The organism is Streptomyces sp. NPDC003635, from assembly GCF_053587635.1.
In genome coordinates, this window is the sequence record NZ_JBSFOK010000033.1 from 47,665 (window position 1) to 63,844 (window position 16,180).

15 protein-coding genes are annotated in these 16,180 nt (G+C 72.0%); 5 read left to right on the top strand and 10 right to left on the bottom strand.

What is annotated here, in order from left to right:
* Window positions 1-148: 148 nt before the first annotated feature.
* Window positions 149-1,372 carry a choice-of-anchor Q domain-containing protein gene (locus ACWDRW_RS27170; protein ID WP_451726770.1) on the top strand — a complete coding sequence of 408 codons (1,224 nt, stop codon included), beginning with the start codon at window positions 149-151 and terminating at the stop codon, window positions 1,370-1,372.
* Between the two features lie 43 nt (window positions 1,373-1,415).
* A complete protein-coding gene (locus ACWDRW_RS27175; RefSeq protein ID WP_451726772.1) occupies window positions 1,416-3,059 on the top strand; it encodes a carboxylesterase/lipase family protein in 1,644 nt (547 codons plus the stop codon).
* Here the strand turns inward: ACWDRW_RS27175 and ACWDRW_RS27180 are convergent.
* Window positions 3,023-3,703 carry a TetR/AcrR family transcriptional regulator gene (locus ACWDRW_RS27180; protein ID WP_451726774.1) on the bottom strand — a complete coding sequence of 227 codons (681 nt, stop codon included), beginning with the start codon at window positions 3,701-3,703 and terminating at the stop codon, window positions 3,023-3,025. The genes ACWDRW_RS27175 and ACWDRW_RS27180 overlap by 37 nt on opposite strands.
* Before the next feature lie 136 nt (window positions 3,704-3,839).
* Window positions 3,840-4,226 (bottom strand): hypothetical protein, encoded by a 387-nt coding sequence (locus ACWDRW_RS27185; protein ID WP_451726776.1) that lies wholly within the window; start codon window positions 4,224-4,226, stop codon window positions 3,840-3,842.
* Window positions 4,227-4,407: 181 nt separating this feature from the next.
* Between ACWDRW_RS27185 and ACWDRW_RS27190 the strand changes: the two genes are divergently transcribed.
* The gene (locus tag ACWDRW_RS27190; protein ID WP_451726778.1) at window positions 4,408-5,649 is read left to right on the top strand and encodes a cytochrome P450 family protein; all 1,242 of its coding nucleotides are present in this window, start codon (window positions 4,408-4,410) and stop codon (window positions 5,647-5,649) included.
* Here the strand turns inward: ACWDRW_RS27190 and ACWDRW_RS27195 are convergent, their stop codons facing one another.
* The 5 genes from ACWDRW_RS27195 to ACWDRW_RS27215 are packed head-to-tail and all read right to left on the bottom strand — an operon-like array spanning window position 5,650 to window position 9,730.
* Window positions 5,650-7,002 carry a cytochrome P450 gene (locus ACWDRW_RS27195; RefSeq protein WP_451726780.1) on the bottom strand — a complete coding sequence of 451 codons (1,353 nt, stop codon included), beginning with the start codon at window positions 7,000-7,002 and terminating at the stop codon, window positions 5,650-5,652.
* A complete protein-coding gene (locus tag ACWDRW_RS27200) occupies window positions 6,999-7,637 on the bottom strand; it encodes a GTP-binding protein (RefSeq protein WP_451726782.1) in 639 nt (212 codons plus the stop codon). Before ACWDRW_RS27200 ends, ACWDRW_RS27195 begins: the two co-directional genes overlap by 4 nt.
* A complete protein-coding gene (locus ACWDRW_RS27205; protein WP_451726784.1) occupies window positions 7,615-7,974 on the bottom strand; it encodes a DUF742 domain-containing protein in 360 nt (119 codons plus the stop codon). Before ACWDRW_RS27205 ends, ACWDRW_RS27200 begins: the two co-directional genes overlap by 23 nt.
* On the bottom strand, window positions 7,971-8,384 hold the full coding sequence (locus ACWDRW_RS27210) for a roadblock/LC7 domain-containing protein (RefSeq protein WP_451726787.1): 414 nt from the start codon (window positions 8,382-8,384) through the stop codon (window positions 7,971-7,973). Before ACWDRW_RS27210 ends, ACWDRW_RS27205 begins: the two co-directional genes overlap by 4 nt.
* Window positions 8,381-9,730: an ATP-binding protein gene (locus ACWDRW_RS27215; RefSeq protein ID WP_451726790.1), complete on the bottom strand. Its 1,350-nt coding sequence runs from the start codon at window positions 9,728-9,730 to the stop codon at window positions 8,381-8,383. Before ACWDRW_RS27215 ends, ACWDRW_RS27210 begins: the two co-directional genes overlap by 4 nt.
* Window positions 9,731-9,983: 253 nt before the next feature.
* Here ACWDRW_RS27215 and ACWDRW_RS27220 point away from each other — a divergent pair, with 253 nt between their 5' ends.
* Entirely contained in the window at window positions 9,984-10,940 is a 957-nt protein-coding gene (locus ACWDRW_RS27220; RefSeq protein ID WP_451726792.1) for an AraC family transcriptional regulator, read from the top strand.
* A gap of 59 nt (window positions 10,941-10,999) precedes the next feature.
* Here the strand turns inward: ACWDRW_RS27220 and ACWDRW_RS27225 are convergent, their stop codons facing one another.
* The 3 genes from ACWDRW_RS27225 to ACWDRW_RS27235 form a co-directional block, all read right to left on the bottom strand.
* Entirely contained in the window at window positions 11,000-12,643 is a 1,644-nt protein-coding gene (locus ACWDRW_RS27225; RefSeq protein WP_451726795.1) for a sodium/solute symporter, read from the bottom strand.
* Window positions 12,643-12,951 (bottom strand): hypothetical protein, encoded by a 309-nt coding sequence (locus tag ACWDRW_RS27230; protein ID WP_451726798.1) that lies wholly within the window; start codon window positions 12,949-12,951, stop codon window positions 12,643-12,645. The genes ACWDRW_RS27225 and ACWDRW_RS27230 overlap by 1 nt, the downstream gene beginning before the upstream one ends.
* 200 nt (window positions 12,952-13,151) lie before the next feature.
* Entirely contained in the window at window positions 13,152-14,519 is a 1,368-nt protein-coding gene (locus ACWDRW_RS27235) for a glycoside hydrolase family 43 protein (RefSeq protein ID WP_451726801.1), read from the bottom strand.
* A 214-nt stretch (window positions 14,520-14,733) separates the two neighbouring features.
* Here ACWDRW_RS27235 and ACWDRW_RS27240 point away from each other — a divergent pair, with 214 nt between their 5' ends.
* Complete coding sequence (locus ACWDRW_RS27240; RefSeq protein ID WP_451726803.1) at window positions 14,734-16,158, top strand: amidase; 1,425 nt, start codon at window positions 14,734-14,736, stop codon at window positions 16,156-16,158.
* Window positions 16,159-16,180: the final 22 nt, after the last annotated feature.

Consider the following 16,180-nt stretch of genomic DNA (forward strand, 5'->3'; position numbering starts at 1 on the left):
TGGACACGGTCCGCCCTGAATGGAACGCTCCCTCCAGAGCCGCGGACCTGTTCTTCCGCTCCGCCGCTTCCTCATCCCCACCCGTGCGCAGATCTCGCAGCGCCCGATTCCTCGTACGCCCAGATTCCTCGCCGGAGGAGTTCACCGCATGAGAGTCCGAGTCACCCCTGCGACACTCGCCGCCCTCGTCCTGGCCCTCACCGCCACCGCCGCCGATGCCGCCGCGGCCCCGGCCGCCGACCCTTCGGGGTTCACCGTGGACACCACCTCCGACGGGGTGGACGCCGATCCGTCGGACGGCACGTGCCGTACCGCGTCCGGCACGTGCAGCCTGCGCGCCGCGGTGATGGCCGCCAACTCCCGGCCGGGCAGCACGATCACGTTGCCTCCCGGCCACTACCGGCTGACCATCCCACCCGACCCGCGGCTGATCAACGGCGACCATCCCGACCCCACCACAGGAGACTTGAACGTCGACGCCCCCACCACGATCAAGGGGTCCGGAGCGCGAACCACCGTCATCGACGCCAACCTCCTGGACCGGGCCTTCCGTCTGCGGGCCGACACCCACATGTCCGACGTGACGATCACCGGGGGCAGGGCCGTACAGCGCGAACTGCCCTTCACCGACACCGGTGGTGGCGGCATCGCCAACGGCAGGCATCTGACACTGCGTCGGGTCACCGTCACCGGGAACTCCGCCGGCTACGGCGGCGGCATCTTCAACGTCCCGGACTCCCATCTCGATCTCGTCGACAGCACGGTCAGCCGGAACGCGGCCGGAGAGGCCGGCGGCATCAGATTCGACGACACCGGAACCGTGACGAACTCGACGATCGCCGACAACCGGGTGGTGGACCCCGGTGACCGGCCCGGTAGCCTCGGCGGCTACGGCGGCGGCATCGACATCCGTGGCCTGGGAACCGTACAGATCCTCAACTCGACCATCACCGGGAACAGTTCCAGCGACGGCGGGGGCGGGATCAACATCGCCCCGGCCTATCTCGACAGCCTCCCCGGGCCCGTGGACCTGCCCCTGGGGCGCATGACCCTGCGCAACACCGTCGTCGCGGACAACACCGTCGACGGCGCCGCCGCCGACTGCGACAAGGCCTTCGCCACCATCGTCTCGCTGGGCCACAACATCGACGCCGACGGAAGCTGCCACCTCACCGCCGCAGGCGATCTGCCCAGCCGTGACCCGCTGCTCGGGCCGCTCGCCGACCACGGCGGCCCTACGGACACCATGGCTCTCCTGCCGGGCAGCCCTGCCCTCGACGCGGCCGACGACTGCCCTGGCACCGATCAACGCGGCGTCGCCCGCCCCCAGGGCCCCGCCTGCGACATCGGCGCCTACGAGCGCACGCCATGACCCCGCCCCGCACCGGCGTCAAGACCGATGAGGATGCGACGAGATGAGCTCTCCTAGCCCGCGCCACCCCCTTGCCCGCGCCATGGCCGTCGTCGCGGCCCTGCTGCTGCCGCTCACCGCTCCCCTGCCCAGCGCCCGGGCCGACGCCGGGCACGGCTCCGTCGTCGTACCCACCGACCGCGGCTTGGTGCGGGGGGCCCAGGGCCGCGACGGCGGGCGGGTCTTCCAGGGGATCCCGTTCGCCGCCCCGCCGACCGGCGCGCTGCGCTGGCGCCCGCCCCGGCCCGCTGCCGCGTGGCATGGCGTGCGGGACGCCACCGCACCGGCCCGCCCGTGCCCCCAACTGCCGTTGACACTCCTCCCCGACGGAGGCCCCGTCCTGCCCGGGGAGTCCAACCGCACCGGCAGCACCACGGAGGACTGCCTGTACCTCAACGTGTGGACCCCCGCCCGCACCACCGGCCGTCCCCTGCCGGTGCTGGTCTGGCTGCACGGCGGCGGCAATGTCTACGGCGCGGGCAGCGACTACGACGGCTCGGCGCTGGCGGCGCGGGGCCTGGTCGTGGTGACCGTCAACTACCGCCTCGGAGCACTGGGGTTCCTTGCCCATCCGGCTCTGTCGACCGAGAGCACGGACCATGCCTCCGGCGATTACGGCCTGATGGACCAGCAGGCCGCGCTGCGCTGGGTGCAGCGCAACATCGGCGCTTTCGGCGGCGACCGGAACCGGGTGACGCTGGGCGGCCAGTCAGCCGGGTCGGCGGACACGTGCGCCCACATCGCCTCGCCGACCGCGAAGGGCCTGTTCCAGCGGGCGATCCAGCAGAGCGGCAGCTGTGTCTCGCCCGGCGCCCTGACCCCGCTCACGCTCGACGCGGCCGAGCGCAGGGGCAGCGGTTTCGCGGCCGCCGTCGGGTGTGCCGATCCGGCGACCGCGGCGGCCTGTCTGCGGACCGTGCCCGTCACCGAGCTGATCCGCACGACGGATACCGGGGCAGCCTCCTTGTGGGGCCCGAACACCGGGCCGCGGGTCCTGCCGCGCCCTCCGCGGGCGGCGTGGGCCGAGGGACGTGTGAACGCGGTGCCGACACTGAGCGGCAGCACCCGGGACGAGTACCGCTACTTCACGGCTCTGTACGTGGATCTGCTCGGCGGCGGTCCGTTGACTCCCGCGTCGTACGCGGCGCTGATCCGGCTTCAGTACGGTGAGCGCGCGGCCGCGGTCCTCGACACGTACCCGGCCTCGTCGTACGCCTCCCCCAACCTGGCGTACTCCGCCGTCGGCACCGATCAGCGGTTCGCCTGTCCTGCACGGTCCGACAGCCGGCTGTACAGCACGCGGGCACCGGTCCACGCCTACGAGTTCGCCGACCCCCAGGCTCCCCCGTTCATCCCGGCACCGCACACGCCACAGGGGGCCTTCCACGCCTCCGAACTGGCCTACCTCTTCCCCATGGAGGAGGTACGGCCCCTGACGCCGCGGCAGCGGCGGCTGTCCTCGACGATGACCGCCTACTGGGCCCGCTTCGCCGCGACCGGTGACCCCAACGGGCCCGGCGCGCCCTCCTGGCCGCGGTACACGCCCGACGGAGACCGCGTCCAGGTACTGGCTCCCGACCGGGTCGGTCCCACGACCCGGTTCGCGGCCGCTCACCACTGCGCGTTCTGGCAGCCCGACCCCTCCTGATCGCCGGTCGACGGGGCGTCCCCGCTCGGGACGCCCCGTGCCGCGACGCCGCGATGGGCCGCCAGTGCCCGCAACGCCACGCACAACGGGCCGGTCTCCAGTGCGGCATCCGCGTCGAACCAGCGCGCCACGGCCGTTCCGCTCGCCATCCGGAGGGTGAAGCGCGCCAGTTCGTCCGCCACTTCGGGACGATCACCCAGTTCGAAGACAGCGCTCAGCGCCTCCCGGGCCCAGACCACCAGTGCGTCCCGGTAGCCCCGCACCTCGGCCACGGCCGCCGCGCTGGCGTCCTGTCGCACCATTCCCAGTCCCAACAGCAAGCGCACGCCGTGCTGATGACGCTGAAACGCGTCCCCGACCTCGGCGAGGAAGGCCTCCAGACGCTCGTCGGCGTCGGCACCCGGCACCTCGGCCGGGGGCAGGGCCGCCAGCAGGGTGGTCCTGGCCCGTTCCAGCACCGCGACGTAGATCCCGTCCTTGCTGCCGAAGTGCCAGTAGAGCGAGCTCACCGGCAGGCCGCACGCGGCGGAGATCATCGAAATGGACGTGGCGGCGTAGCCGTGCCGGGCCATCAGTTCGCCGGCGGTGTCGAGTATCGCGTCCCGGGACCGTGCGCCGCGGCCCTGGGCCGGTGCCTCCGTCATACGGCCGACTCTAAAGGACGTGAGGACGCCGTTCGCCGCGTCCGCGGTGCGCGAACCACGCGTACGCCGACTCTTCGAGTGCCCGGGAGCACGCTGTCCCGCCCCGGCCGGGCTCAGGTTCGGCCGGGGCGGGTGTTCAGGGGGTGGGGGTCCTCTCGCGGAGGAGGGCCGCGTGCAGGCGGGGGGTGTTCGTCCACTCACGGTCCCGTGTCGGGGGGAGCTGCCAGCACAGGCCGGGGCACATGACGCGGTGCAGCGGGGGGATCGCCACATGGCAGCCCCGGCCCAGGACGCGTACCTGCGGGATGCTCCAACCGGCGGCGGATCCAGGGGGGATCATCCAGTACAGACGCCCGGCGAAGTTGTCCCGGATCACGGCTCCCGTTTCGTCGCCGAGGTGCCGGAGGGCGCCGAGACCAAGATCGAGGGGGACGCGTACGGCATCCCACCAGCCGCCCGCGGCCACGGTCCGCACCTCGACACAGCCCGGTTGCATCCACCACGAGGTCCCGCCGACTGCCATCGCCCTCACCGGCCTCCCGATCCGACACCCCGACCGTAGGGCGGAAGCGAACCGCCGACTTGCGGCCGGACGCAGAGAAGTTGTCCCCGTGCGCAGCGCACACCGGGCACTCTCGCCCGGACACGCTACGCCCAAGTAGCTTTACCGGTCGTATCGTTGTGCGAGCGCCAGGGAGGCTTCCATGGGACACCCCCGCCCCTTAGTGATCGACCCGACCGGCCGTGACATCCACGGCGAGGCCGCCCGCATCCGCGAGCGCGGACCGGTGACCCTCGTCGAACTGCCCGACGGCGTCCAGGCCTGGGCTGTCAGCAGTCCCGACCTCCTCAAGCGCCTGCTCACCGACCCGCGCGTCTCCAAGGACCCGCGCCGGCACTGGCCCCGCTGGATCAACGGCGAGATCTCCCCCGAGTGGCCGCTGTTCACCTGGGTCGCCGTGCAGAACATGTTCACCGCCTACGGAGGCGAGCACAAACGGCTGCGGGCCCTGGTCTCCAAGGCGTTCACCGCACGGCGCGCCGCGGCGCTCCAGCCTCGTGTCGAGGAGATCACCGCGGGCCTGCTGGACCGTATCGAGGCGGCCGGTCGGCACGGCCAAGCCGTCGATCTGCGCGAGGAGTTCTGCTATCCGCTGCCGATCGGGGTGATCAGCGAACTCTTCGGCCTGCCCGAGGACCAGGGTGCCGAGCTACGGGCCGTCGTGGACGGTGTCTTCCACACCTCCGCCACCCCCGAGGAGGTCACCGACAACTACGCCCGGTTGTACGCGGCGCTGGGCGAACTCGTCGCCGCCAAGCGGCGCTCGCCGGGCGACGACCTGACCTCCGCGCTGATCGCGGCCCGCGACGAAGGCGACAACCGGCTGAGCGAGCAGGAACTGCTCGACACCCTGGTGCTCATGGTCAGCGCCGGCCACGAGACCACGGTCAACCTGATCGACAACGCCATCCACCTCCTGCTGACCCATCCGGACCAGCTCGCCCTCGTCCGCTCCGGGCGCGTCCCCTGGGAGGACGTGGTCGAGGAGGCGCTGCGCGTGGAGGCACCCGTCGCCAGCCTGCCGCTGCGGTACGCCGTCGACGACCTCAAGATGAGCGAGTTCGGCGGCCCGGACGAGGTGGTGATCGGCAAGGGCGAGGCCATCCTCGCCGCGTACGCGGCCGCCGGACGTCACCCTGGCAAGTACGGCGAGGACGCCCACCGCTTCGACGTCACCCGCGCCGACAAGGAGCACCTCGCCTTCGGGCACGGCCTGCACTTCTGCCTGGGCGCCCCGCTGGGCCGGCTGGAGGCCCGCATCGCACTCCAGGCCCTGTTCGACCGCTTCCCCGGCCTCCGACTCGTCGAGGAGCAGCAGGAGTTGGAGCCCGTCGACTCCTTCATCTCCAACGGCCACCGCACCCTTCCGGTCCTCCTGTCCTGATCACTCGCCACGCCACCACGCCAGCAGCCGGGCGCCCCATCCGTGCCGCACACGGGCGGGCGCGTCGGACGGCAGGAGCACCGGGGCGGTGGGTGCCACGGGCTGCTCGTCGCCGACGCCCGGCGGGGTGACAGCGGCCGGCGGGAACGTCACGGGCAGTGCGGCCAGCGCGCGGTGGAAGGGTCCCGGTCGCCACGCCAGTTCCTCGACCGGTACGGCGAGTTCGACGTCGGGGAGCCGGTCGAGCAGCTTCTCCACGGCCACTGCCGCGATCAGCCGGGCCGGGCTCTGGGCCGGGCAGTTGTGCGGGCCCGCGCTCCACGCCAAGTGGGCGCGGTTGCCCGCGCGCTGATGTGCCGTCAGGGACGGGTCGGTGTTCGCCGCGGCGAGACTGACCACGAGCGGATGCCCAGCCCGCAGCAGTGTCCCTTCGTACACGACGTCGTGGACCGGGTAGTGGACGGCGTAGTTGGCCATGGGCGGGTCGGTCCACAGCACCTCGTCGAGGGCGTCCTCCACCGGCAGGCTGCCGCCGGAGAGGCTGCCCGCGAACCGGTCGTCGGACAGCAGCAGCCGGAGGCTGTTGGCGATCAGGTTCTGCTGCGGTTCCGTACCCGCGCCCATGAGCAGGACGAGGGTGTGCACCATCTCCTCGTCGGTGAGCCCGGCGGAGTGGGCCATGATCCAGGAGGTCACGTCCGCCCCGGGCCGCCGGCGCTTCAGCGCGACGAGGTCCTGCAGCGTCGTCGCGAGCAGTTCGTTCGCCTGCTCGGCGTCCACGCCGTCGAAGATCCCGGACATCCCCCGCACCAGCCGCTCGCCGTAGTCGGCCGGGCAGCCGAACAGACGGTTGAACACCAGCAGGGGAAGCACCTGGGCGTACTCGCCGAGCAGATCGGCCCGCCCGGCCGGGGCGACGCGGTCGATGAGGGTGTCCGCGCTCGCCTCGACATGGCCGCGCAGGGTGGCGGAGTCGACCCGGGCCAGGCTGTCCGTGATCGCGCCGCGCAGCCTGCGGTGTTCGGCGCCGTCGGTCCACAGCGCGTTCGGCCGGTACATCATCATCGGCACGACCGGGCTGTCCATGGGTACGGTGCCGTCCGCCAGGTCCTTCCAGCGGCGGGCGTCCTTGGAGAACGTCTCGGTTCCGCGCAGCACGTGCAGGGCGGCGTCGTATCCGACGACCAGCGAGGCGGGCACCCCGGGCGCCAGTTCGACCGGCGCGATCGGTCCGACCTCGCGCAGCCGCCGGTAGACGGCGGCCGGGTCGGCGGCGAACTCGGGCCCGTACAGGGACTCGCGCGCGGGGCAGCCCGGCGGCGGGACGGGCGGTACGGGGGATGCGGAGGTCACGCGTGCTCCAAGTTGCCGATGGGGGTCCCCCCGGTCGAGCGAAGCCGAGACTGGGGGAGGTTCAGGAGGTATTCGACGAGGCTGATGAGCGCCCGCGTGGACGAGACCCGGTCGCGGGCGTCGCACCGCACGAGGGGGGTTTCGGGGAGCAGGTCGAGGGCGTCACGCACCTCGTCGAGCTGGTGCGCGGCGGCGCCGGGGAACTGGTTGACGGCGACCGCGTAGGGCAGTCCGTGTTCCTCCAGCACGCCCATGACCTCGAAGGACTGGCTGAGGCGGCGGGTGTCGGCGAGGACGAGCGCGCCGAGCGCGCCCTGGGTCATGTCCTGCCACAGCCGGGTGAAGCGCTGCTGGCCCGGGGTGCCGAAGAGGTAGAGCACCAGGCTGTCGTTGAGGGTGAGCCGCCCGAAGTCGAGGGCGACCGTGGTGGTCGTCTTGTCCCGCATCCCCGCCAGGTCGTCGACCAGGGCCCCGGCCTCGGTCATCACCTCCTCGGTACGCAGCGGCCGGATCTCGGAGAGCGTGCCGACGAACGTGGTCTTGCCGACCGCGAAGTGGCCCACGACCAGCAGCTTGACCGCCGTCTGCACGCTGGGCCCCAGGTAGACGCCGTCAGAGGCGGGCGCGGAGTCCATCGAGCACCTCCTGGAGGATGCGGGCGTCGGCCGGGCGGGCGGCGGGAATGGGCGCGCGGGTGACGATATGGCCGCTGTCCATGAGGTCGGCGATCAGCACCTTGGTCACGCCGACCGGCAGCGACAGGTGGCCCGCCACCTCGGCGACGGACAGGGCTCCGGGCCGGCACAGCTCCATGAGCCTGCGTTTTTCCGGGTTGAGACCGGTCAGCGGCAGATCGTCGGCCGCGATCAGCAGGGTGACCAGGTCCAGGGTGTTGCGGGTGGGGTGGGCGCGGCCGTCCGTGACGACGTACGACCGCACCAGCCTGTCCGTGGGGCGGCGCCGGGGTGTCATGCCGGGCTTCCGGTGTCCTGCCGGGCGGGGCTGGTCAGCTCCTTGCCGAGCCGGTCGACGAGTTTGTGCATGCGGTAGGTGACCGCCTCCATGTCGACGTCCTCGCCGGTGGAGACCGCGAGGTAGGCGCCCTCCCCCGCGGCGACCAGGAAGACGTAGCCGTGCGCGAACTCGATCAGGGTCTGCCGCCACGGGGTGTGCGGGGTGCCGCAGAACTCGGCGGTGCTGCGGCTGATCGACTGGACGCCGGACAGGCCCGCGGCCAGCCGTTCGGCGTCGTCGCGGTCGATGTCCTTGGAGTGGGCGCGGAGCATACCGTCGGCGGAGAGCAGGATCGCGTGCCGCGCCCGCGGGACCTTCAGCACCTCGTCCAGCATCCAGCCCAACGTGTTGTTGGTGGGCCCGGTCATTCGTGGCTGTTCCCTTCGTCGTCGTGGAGCGTGTGCCGGGCGGCCCTGCCGGAGCTGGTGCCGCGTGCGAAGGCGCCCATGCGCCGGGCGTTCTCCTCGGCCGAGCGGCCACCGACCTCGTCGGCCGCCGGTGCGGGCTGCGCGGCCGGCCGCCGTGCGGAGCGGCGACGGCGCCTGGGCAGGCCTCCGGGCGTGGTCGCCGCTGCCGGTTCGGGATCGGGTTCGAGTTCGAGTTCGGGTTCGAGTTCGGGTTCGGGTTCGGGTTCGCGGTCAGCAGGGTCCGCGAGGGGTGTGGTGCCGGACGTGGGCGCGGGCGGTTCGGCGGTCGGTGCGGGCGCCTGCGCAGGGGCCAGGTGCGTGAGCAGGGCGGCCGGCAGGAACACCACGGCGCGTGCACCGCCGTACGGGGAGAGCGTGTCCACGGAGACGGTGAACCCGTAGCGCTCGGTCAGCGTCCCGATGACGGCGAAGCCGAAGCGGGGCGGGTCGCCGAGCCGGGTGATGTCCACCGCGTGTGCGCCGGCGAGCAGTTCGGCGGCGTGCTCGGCCGCCCGTCCGTCCATGCCGACCCCGGCGTCGTCGATCACCACGCAGGCGCCGTTGTGCACCGTCTGAACGGTGACCTCGACGGTCGTGCCCGGCTGCGAGTGGCGTGCCGCGTTGTCGAGGAGCTCGGCGACCGCGAGCACCACCGGTTCGACCGCGCGGCTGCGTACGGCGATGTCGACCTCGCCGTTGACGCGGATGCGCCGGTAGTCGCGGATGCGGGAGGTGGCGCCGCGTACGACCTCGATGAGCGCGGAGGTGGCGCGCTGGCGGCCCGGCCATGATCCGCACAGCACGGCGATGGCCTGGGCACGACGGCCGAACTGGGCGTTGGTGTGGTCGATCTCGAGCAGGTCGCGCAGCACGCAGGGGTCGTCGTGCCGGTCCTGCATCTCGGCGATGGCCACCTGCTGTTCGTTGGCCAGGGCCTGAATGGAACGCATCGACGCCTTGAGGGCGGCCTTGGCCGACTGGTCGGCGCGCGAGCGAGCGTGCTCCACGGCGCCGGCGAACCGTTCCAGGACGGCGTCCAGGCATTTCGCGAACTCGGTGTCGGCGAGCCGCTCGTCGAGCAGGCCGACGGCCGGGAACTGCTGGTGGGCAGCGTCCTCCAAGGCGGGCAGCCGGGCCGCGACGAGATGGCGGAGTTCCTCGTCCCGGCCCCGCAGCCGGTCGCTCAACGCGGTGTTCCGTCTGCGTTGCCGCGCGGAGATGCCGCGTTCGCGCACCAGCAGCACGGCGACGGCGATCAGGCCCACGGCCAGGCACCAGAACACCGCCTCCGGTATCCGTTCCGTCATCAGGTCCTCACAGCAGGTGGCGGGTCGACGGGCGCACGACGGTAGTAGGACGCCGCGTGACGCACTTGTCCGAGCGCGCAAGGAAGTTGCCGTGGGACGCAGGCACGTTCGTGGGACGGGCCGATCGCGCCAGGCTCGCCTCCGGCACCGGCCAATGAGGCGGGGACGAGTTCCGGAAACCGATTGCCGATCCCTAGTCTGCGCTGAGTAACGGACAAGGCCGTTCGACACACGTCACCATGAAGGGAAAGCGTTGCCCACGGGAAGTTACGTCGTGGAGACGACGAGGACCGCCGAGGTCGCGGCAGGCGAGCGGACCGACCTGTGGAGCGAGCGCGTCGGGACGTACCAGACCCGGCTCGACTACAAGTACGCCCGCGCCGAGGGCTTCCGCGGCGAGATGGTCCGTCAGCGCAGCGACACCTACCAGGTCGTCACCTGGCACAGCGACCAGATCGAGTACGCCCGCACACCGGGCCTGATCCGTCAGATGCCGGACCCCGACTACCGGCTCCTCTTCCCGCTCTCCGGCGAACTGCGGCTGCGCCAGGACGACCAGGAGGTGCGGCTGAGGCCGGGCACGGGCAGCCTGTTCACGCTCGGCGCGCCTTTCGAGCTCCAGCACGGCGCGTCCCTGCGCGCTGTCATCATGTCGATCCCGGCCCAGGAGATCGACGGCCCGCTGAACCGGAAGGCACCGCTGGCCACCGGCCTGGATCTGACCCAGGGTCTCGGCCGCGTGGTGCAGTCCGTGATGCACAGCCTGAACGAGGAGCGCGAGCACCTCACCGCCCCGCAGTTCGACGCCGTCTGCGACCGCGTCGTGGAACTGCTCTGCATGCTCGCCTGCGGCGACGACCGCCCCGGCGCGCCCGGGCATCTGACCGAGGTCGAGGCGGTGGTCCGCCGCCACGTCCGCGAGCACGCGGCCGACCCCGACCTGTCCGGCAACTCCATGGCCCGCGCCCTTGGTTGGTCCCTCCGCCAGATCCAGCTCGCACTCCAGCACGTGGGCACCACACCCCGCGACCTGATCCGCGAGGAGCGCCTCCGTCTGGTCCGCGAGCGTCTCCTGTGCACCGACTGCGCGCACATGACGATCACGGACCTGGCGTACGCCTCGGGCTTCTCCTCGGCCAGCGCCATGAGCACGGCCTTCCACCGACGCTACGGGGTGAGCCCTCGGGAGATGCGCCACAAGTCCCGCTGAGACCGGGGCGGCGGCCGGTGAGCTGGTGCGGGCGCTCCGCCGGCCGCCGCCTTCGTGCGTCAGTACGTCAGTGCGTCAGGGCGCCGGGCTCGACCGGCGCCCGCGTCCCCGGGGCCGGCCGGGTGCCGCGGTCCCGTCACGCTGCCGAGCCAGCCGAGCAGGAACGCCACGGGCAGCGACACCAGCGCGACGGTCTGGAGCGGGAACCAGTCGATGTGCCACTCGGGCACCAGCGCCATCGGGTTGCCCGAGAAGACGGGGCTGCACACCTGGAGCCCGATCGCGGAGCCCAGGCCGCCGTACAGCGTCCACAGCAGTCCCCGACGGGTGAAGCCGCGCCAGAACAACGCGTACACCAGCGCCGGGAGCAGGCAGGAGGCCGCCACCGCCAGGGAGAGTGTGGACAGGAACCCCATGTCCCAGCCCTGGACCCACACCGCGCAGAAAATACTCGCCACCCCGACCAGGGCGGACGCGATACGGGCCGCGGCCACCTCCCGGCCCTCGGTGGTGCGTCCGCGGCGCACGACGTTGGTGACGAGATCGTGGGCTACGGCGCCCGCCGCCGCCAGGGTCACGCTCGCGACGACCGCAAGGGTCGTGAGGAACACCGCGCAGGCGACCAGCACGACGAGCCATGCCTCGCCCGTCCGCGCCGACGATCCTCCCGCCAGATCACCGGTGAGCATCAGCAGGCTGCTGGTGGCTCCGGGATCGGCGGCGAGGATCTTCGGGGCACCGATCAACGCCGAGGCGCCGAAGCCCAGCACCGTGGTGACGAGGCAGACGGCGCCGACGATGCCGATGGTGTGGCGGACCGTACGTCGGGCGGCGGCCGGGTCGGGCGCGGTGTTGAGCTGGGTGGCGACATGGGGCAGGCACGCCACACCCAGCACCACCGTGATCATCAGGCCGATGAAGTCGAGCGTGCTCTTGACCGGACCGCCGGCGGCGAAGCGCAGGCCCGGCCGCATATAGCCCTCGGGGCGGCCGCTGCCCCGAGCGGCGGTGTCGATGAGGGCGTCGGCGCTCCAGTGGAAGCGGTGCAGCAGCACCGCGGCCACGGCGAGCGTCATGGCGAGCAGGAGCACCGTCTTGATGATCTGCAGGGCGATCATGCCTCGCATCCCGCCGAAGGCCGTGGCGCAGACGACGAGCGTGCCGATCATGACGATGACGGTCTGTTCGGCGCCCGGCCCGGAAAGGCCGAGCAGCATGGCGGTGGTCCGGCCTGCGCCGGAGAGCTGGACGATCAGATACGGGATACAGGCGCTCAGCGTCACGACGGCCGCCGCGATCCGCACGGCGGGCCCCGGGGCGCGCAGGGCGAAGGTGTCGCCGAGGGTGTAGCTGCCGCGCTCGCGCAGCGGGCCGGCCAGCAGGAGCAGGACGCCGAGCGACAGCACGGTGCACAGGGCGATGAACAGGCCGTCGAAGCCGTAGACCGCGACGGTTCCCGTCGTACCGAGCACGGTCGCGGCGGAGAGGTAGACGCCGGAGAGGACGATGGCTCCCTGCACGGGGCGCAGCCTGCGGCCCGCGGTGTAGAAGTCGTTGACCCGGTCGCGCTCGGGGCCGTTGAGCACGCAGATGAGCAGCATCGGGACGATGAAGGTCAGGAAGCCGACGAGGACCCAGGAGCGGATGTCCGCGTCCAGGTCGAGGGTGCCGGGTGCCCCTGCGAGCAGCACCTGAGGAAGCATCAGCGCTCCCCCTGCGGCCCGTACGAGGCCTCGTCGCTCGACGTCTCGTCGCGGGCCTCGCCGTAGGGGGCGCGGTCGTAGCGCGCCGCCGTCCACAGCAGGAGCAGGACCTGGGCGAGGAGTGCGACGACACCGAAGGTGATCTGCCCGGCGATGCGCGTGGCCAGCAGGTCCTCGGCGGTGCAGGCGAGCAGGAGATGGACCGCGAAGGTCAGTGCGTTGACGAGCAGGAAGGACCTGCCGGGCGGGTGGGGCCGGGGTCTTGGAGGGTACTGGGGGGCGTGCGGATGGGCGTGCTGATGGGCCATGGAGTTCTCCTGGCGGGCAGGGACGCGCGCACCGCCTGACTCGGGCGATGCACCGCGCGGGCATTGCCCCTGACGGCATTGCCCTGATGCGGGCTCACCCGAGCACGTACCGACCAGTCGGTCCATGCGTTTCGGGCCCGCCGTTGTCCGCTCCCAACGCCGGAGGGCAGTGACTGTGCCACTGCCCATCCGCGTGCGGGTCAGGCCCAGGGGGTCACCGGGACGAACGAACTGTCCTGCCGGAACAGCTCCGTCCCGTCCGACCGTTCCACCCGCAGCTGGTAGCCGTAGTGCCGCAGGTAGTACCCGGGGTAGTTGTACGACTCGAAGCGCAGCGAGCCCGTCGCGGTACCGGTGCGGGCGATGAACGTCGCGTCCCTCGCGAACGTCGAGGTCGCGCTGTTCGCGTCGAACCGGGCGCGGAAGTCGTAGTGGCGCAGGTAGTTCCCGGACGCGTCCCGGAAGGAGTAGCCGTTCGAGTCCGCGAGGCCGGCGACGACCGTGAACGTGGACGCCCGCTTCTCCGCCGTCGTGCTGGAGGCACTCACGACCGGGAGGTTGAGCAGGGACGACTGCTGCTGCCAGTTGCGGGTCGGGTAGTTGGCCGACTGGAAGGAGCGAGTGACGTTGCGGACCAGGCTCGGCCCGCCCGGCACCGTCTCTTTCACCACCGTGAAGTGGCGTGCCGTACCCGAGATCGCGGGCAACGCGGCAGGCGCCGACCATGTCGTGAAGGTGTCGTAGCTGTCGCTGTAGTAGTAGCGGCCGTCTCCGTAGCCGTCGAAGAACAGCCGCCAGGCTCCGTTGTCCAGCTGGATCAGCGCCGGGCCCTCCCGATAGCTGCCCCAGCCCGCCCAGTTGCCCGTGCGCGTGATCGCGTAGGGGCCGGCGAGGCTGGAGGCCGTGCCGTACTCGATGTACTTCGTCGTCTCGTTCTTGGTGAAGGCGTGATAGGTCGAGCCGATCCGCACCACGAACGTGTCGATGTGGTTGGCGCCGATGCCGGACAGGGCGACCGGTGAACTCCACGTCGTCAGGGCGGAGTTCGTCGCCCGCAGCAGATACGGCGTGAAGATCCACTCGTCGTCGGCCGTCGAGCAGGACACGATGATGTGCACGCTGCCGTCGCTGTCGACGAAGAACTCCGGCGCCCACGCTCGGGACAGGTTCGCGATCGGGACCGGATGGTCGTACAGGAACGTCCAGTTGACCCGGTCCGCGCTGCGCGCGAAGCCGATCGTCGTGCTGGTGTCCTGCCAGGTGCGGGTCGTGTACGTGAGGTAGTAGTAGCCGTCCGAGTGCCTGATGACGCCGGCGTCGCGGATGCGGCCCGCCGGTGGGGTGTAGGCGGTGGAGCGCAGCAGCCGGAAGTCGGTGGCGTCGTCGGACTGGTAGACGTTCACCGTGCCGTCGTCGCTGTTGAGGAACGGGACGATCGTGTAGCGGGTCGCCGAGCCGCTGGGGGGTGCGGCGGCGTAGGCCGTGGCTTCGGGCAGCAGCAGCGCGGAGGCGGGGACGGCGGCCATCGCGCGCAGCACGGTACGGCGGGACGCGAACGCGGGGGTCATGGGGCTCTCCCTCTGACACGGACGGCAGCGGATGTTCGAAATTCCGGACTCAGTTCGGCAAGCCGGTCAGAAGTTAGGACTGGGGCCCGAGTGCGTCAATGGTTCGCGCACGAGTGCCGCGTACACCCAAGTCCGGCTCGCCGTGAGGACGTTCCTTCGCGCGCCCCCAGAGGTTACTGTTCAGTAGACAAGGCCGTCCCCGGAGGTGTTCCGCATGACGTTCGACCGTTCCGCAGGCCTGGCGGAGTCCGCCCGCGCGCTGGCCGACGGGGAGGTGACGTCCCGGGCGCTGGTCGAGCGGGCCCTGGCGCGCATCGAGGCCACGCAGGGCTCCCTCAACGCCTTCCGGATCGTCAGGGCCGAGGCGGCGCTCACCGAGGCGGACGCGGCGGACAAGGAACTCGCGGCCGGGGCACGGCGGCCGCTGCTCGGGGTGCCGGTGGCGGTCAAGGACGACATGGACGTGGCGGGCGAGCCCACCGCCTTCGGCTGTCAGGGGCAGTTCCCGGCGATCTCCCAGGACGGCGAGGCGGTACGGCGGCTGCGCGCGGCCGGGGCCGTGATCGTCGGCAAGACCAACACCTGCGAGCTGGGCCAGTGGCCGTTCACCGAGGGCCCGGCCTTCGGCGAGACACGGAACCCCTGGCACACCGCGCACACTCCCGGCGGCTCCTCCGGCGGTTCGGCCGCCGCCGTCGCCGCGGGTCTGGTGCCCGCCGCGCTGGGCTCGGACGGCGCCGGGTCGGTGCGGATCCCCGCCTCCTGGACCCATCTGATCGGCATCAAGCCGCAGCGCGGCCGGATCTCCACCTGGCCGCGCGGCGAGTCCTTCCAGGGCATCACCGTCAACGGCACGCTGGCCCGTACGGTCGCCGACGCGGCCCTGCTGCTCGACGCGGCGAGCGGCAACCACGAGCGCGACCCGCACCGGCCGCCCGCCGTCGACGCCTCGGCGGCCGTGGGCCGGGACCCGGGGCGGCTGCGGATCGCGCTCTCCCTCAAGCCGCCGTTCACCGCCGTACCCGCCCGGCTCCGGCCCGAGGTGCGGGCCAAGGTCGTCCAACTCGCGGACAAGCTGGCCGCGTTGGGGCACACCGTGGAGGAGGCCGATCCGCCGTACGGACAGATCGGGCTCACCTTCGTGCCCCGAGCGACCGCCGGGATCGCCGAGTTCGTCAGCGAGTCGCCCTTCCCGGCCCTGCTCGACCGGCGCACCCTGGACGCCGCCCGGCTCGGCAAGCTGCTCGGCGGGGCACCCCTGCGGGCGGCCCGGCGCGCCGAGGCGGTCCTGCACCGCCGTATCGGCGCGTTCTTCGAGTCGTACGACGTGATGCTCGCGCCGACCACGGCCGCTCCCCCGCCGCGGATCGGCGCGATGCTCGGGCTCGGCGGGTTCGCCACCGACCGGGCGATGATCGCCGCCTGCCCCTTCGCGTGGCCGTGGAACGTACTGGGCTGGCCCGGCGTCAACGTGCCCGCCGGGTTCGTCGACGGCGGACTTCCCGTCGGCGCCCAACTCCTCGGCCCCTCCCACAGCGAGCCTCTTCTGCTCTCGCTCGCCGCCCAGTTGGAGGCGGAGTTGCGCTGGCACGAGACGTGGCCGCCGGAACAGGTCACCGCGGACGCACCGGTCGCCTGAACCGCTTTCGGCGGCACCCTCT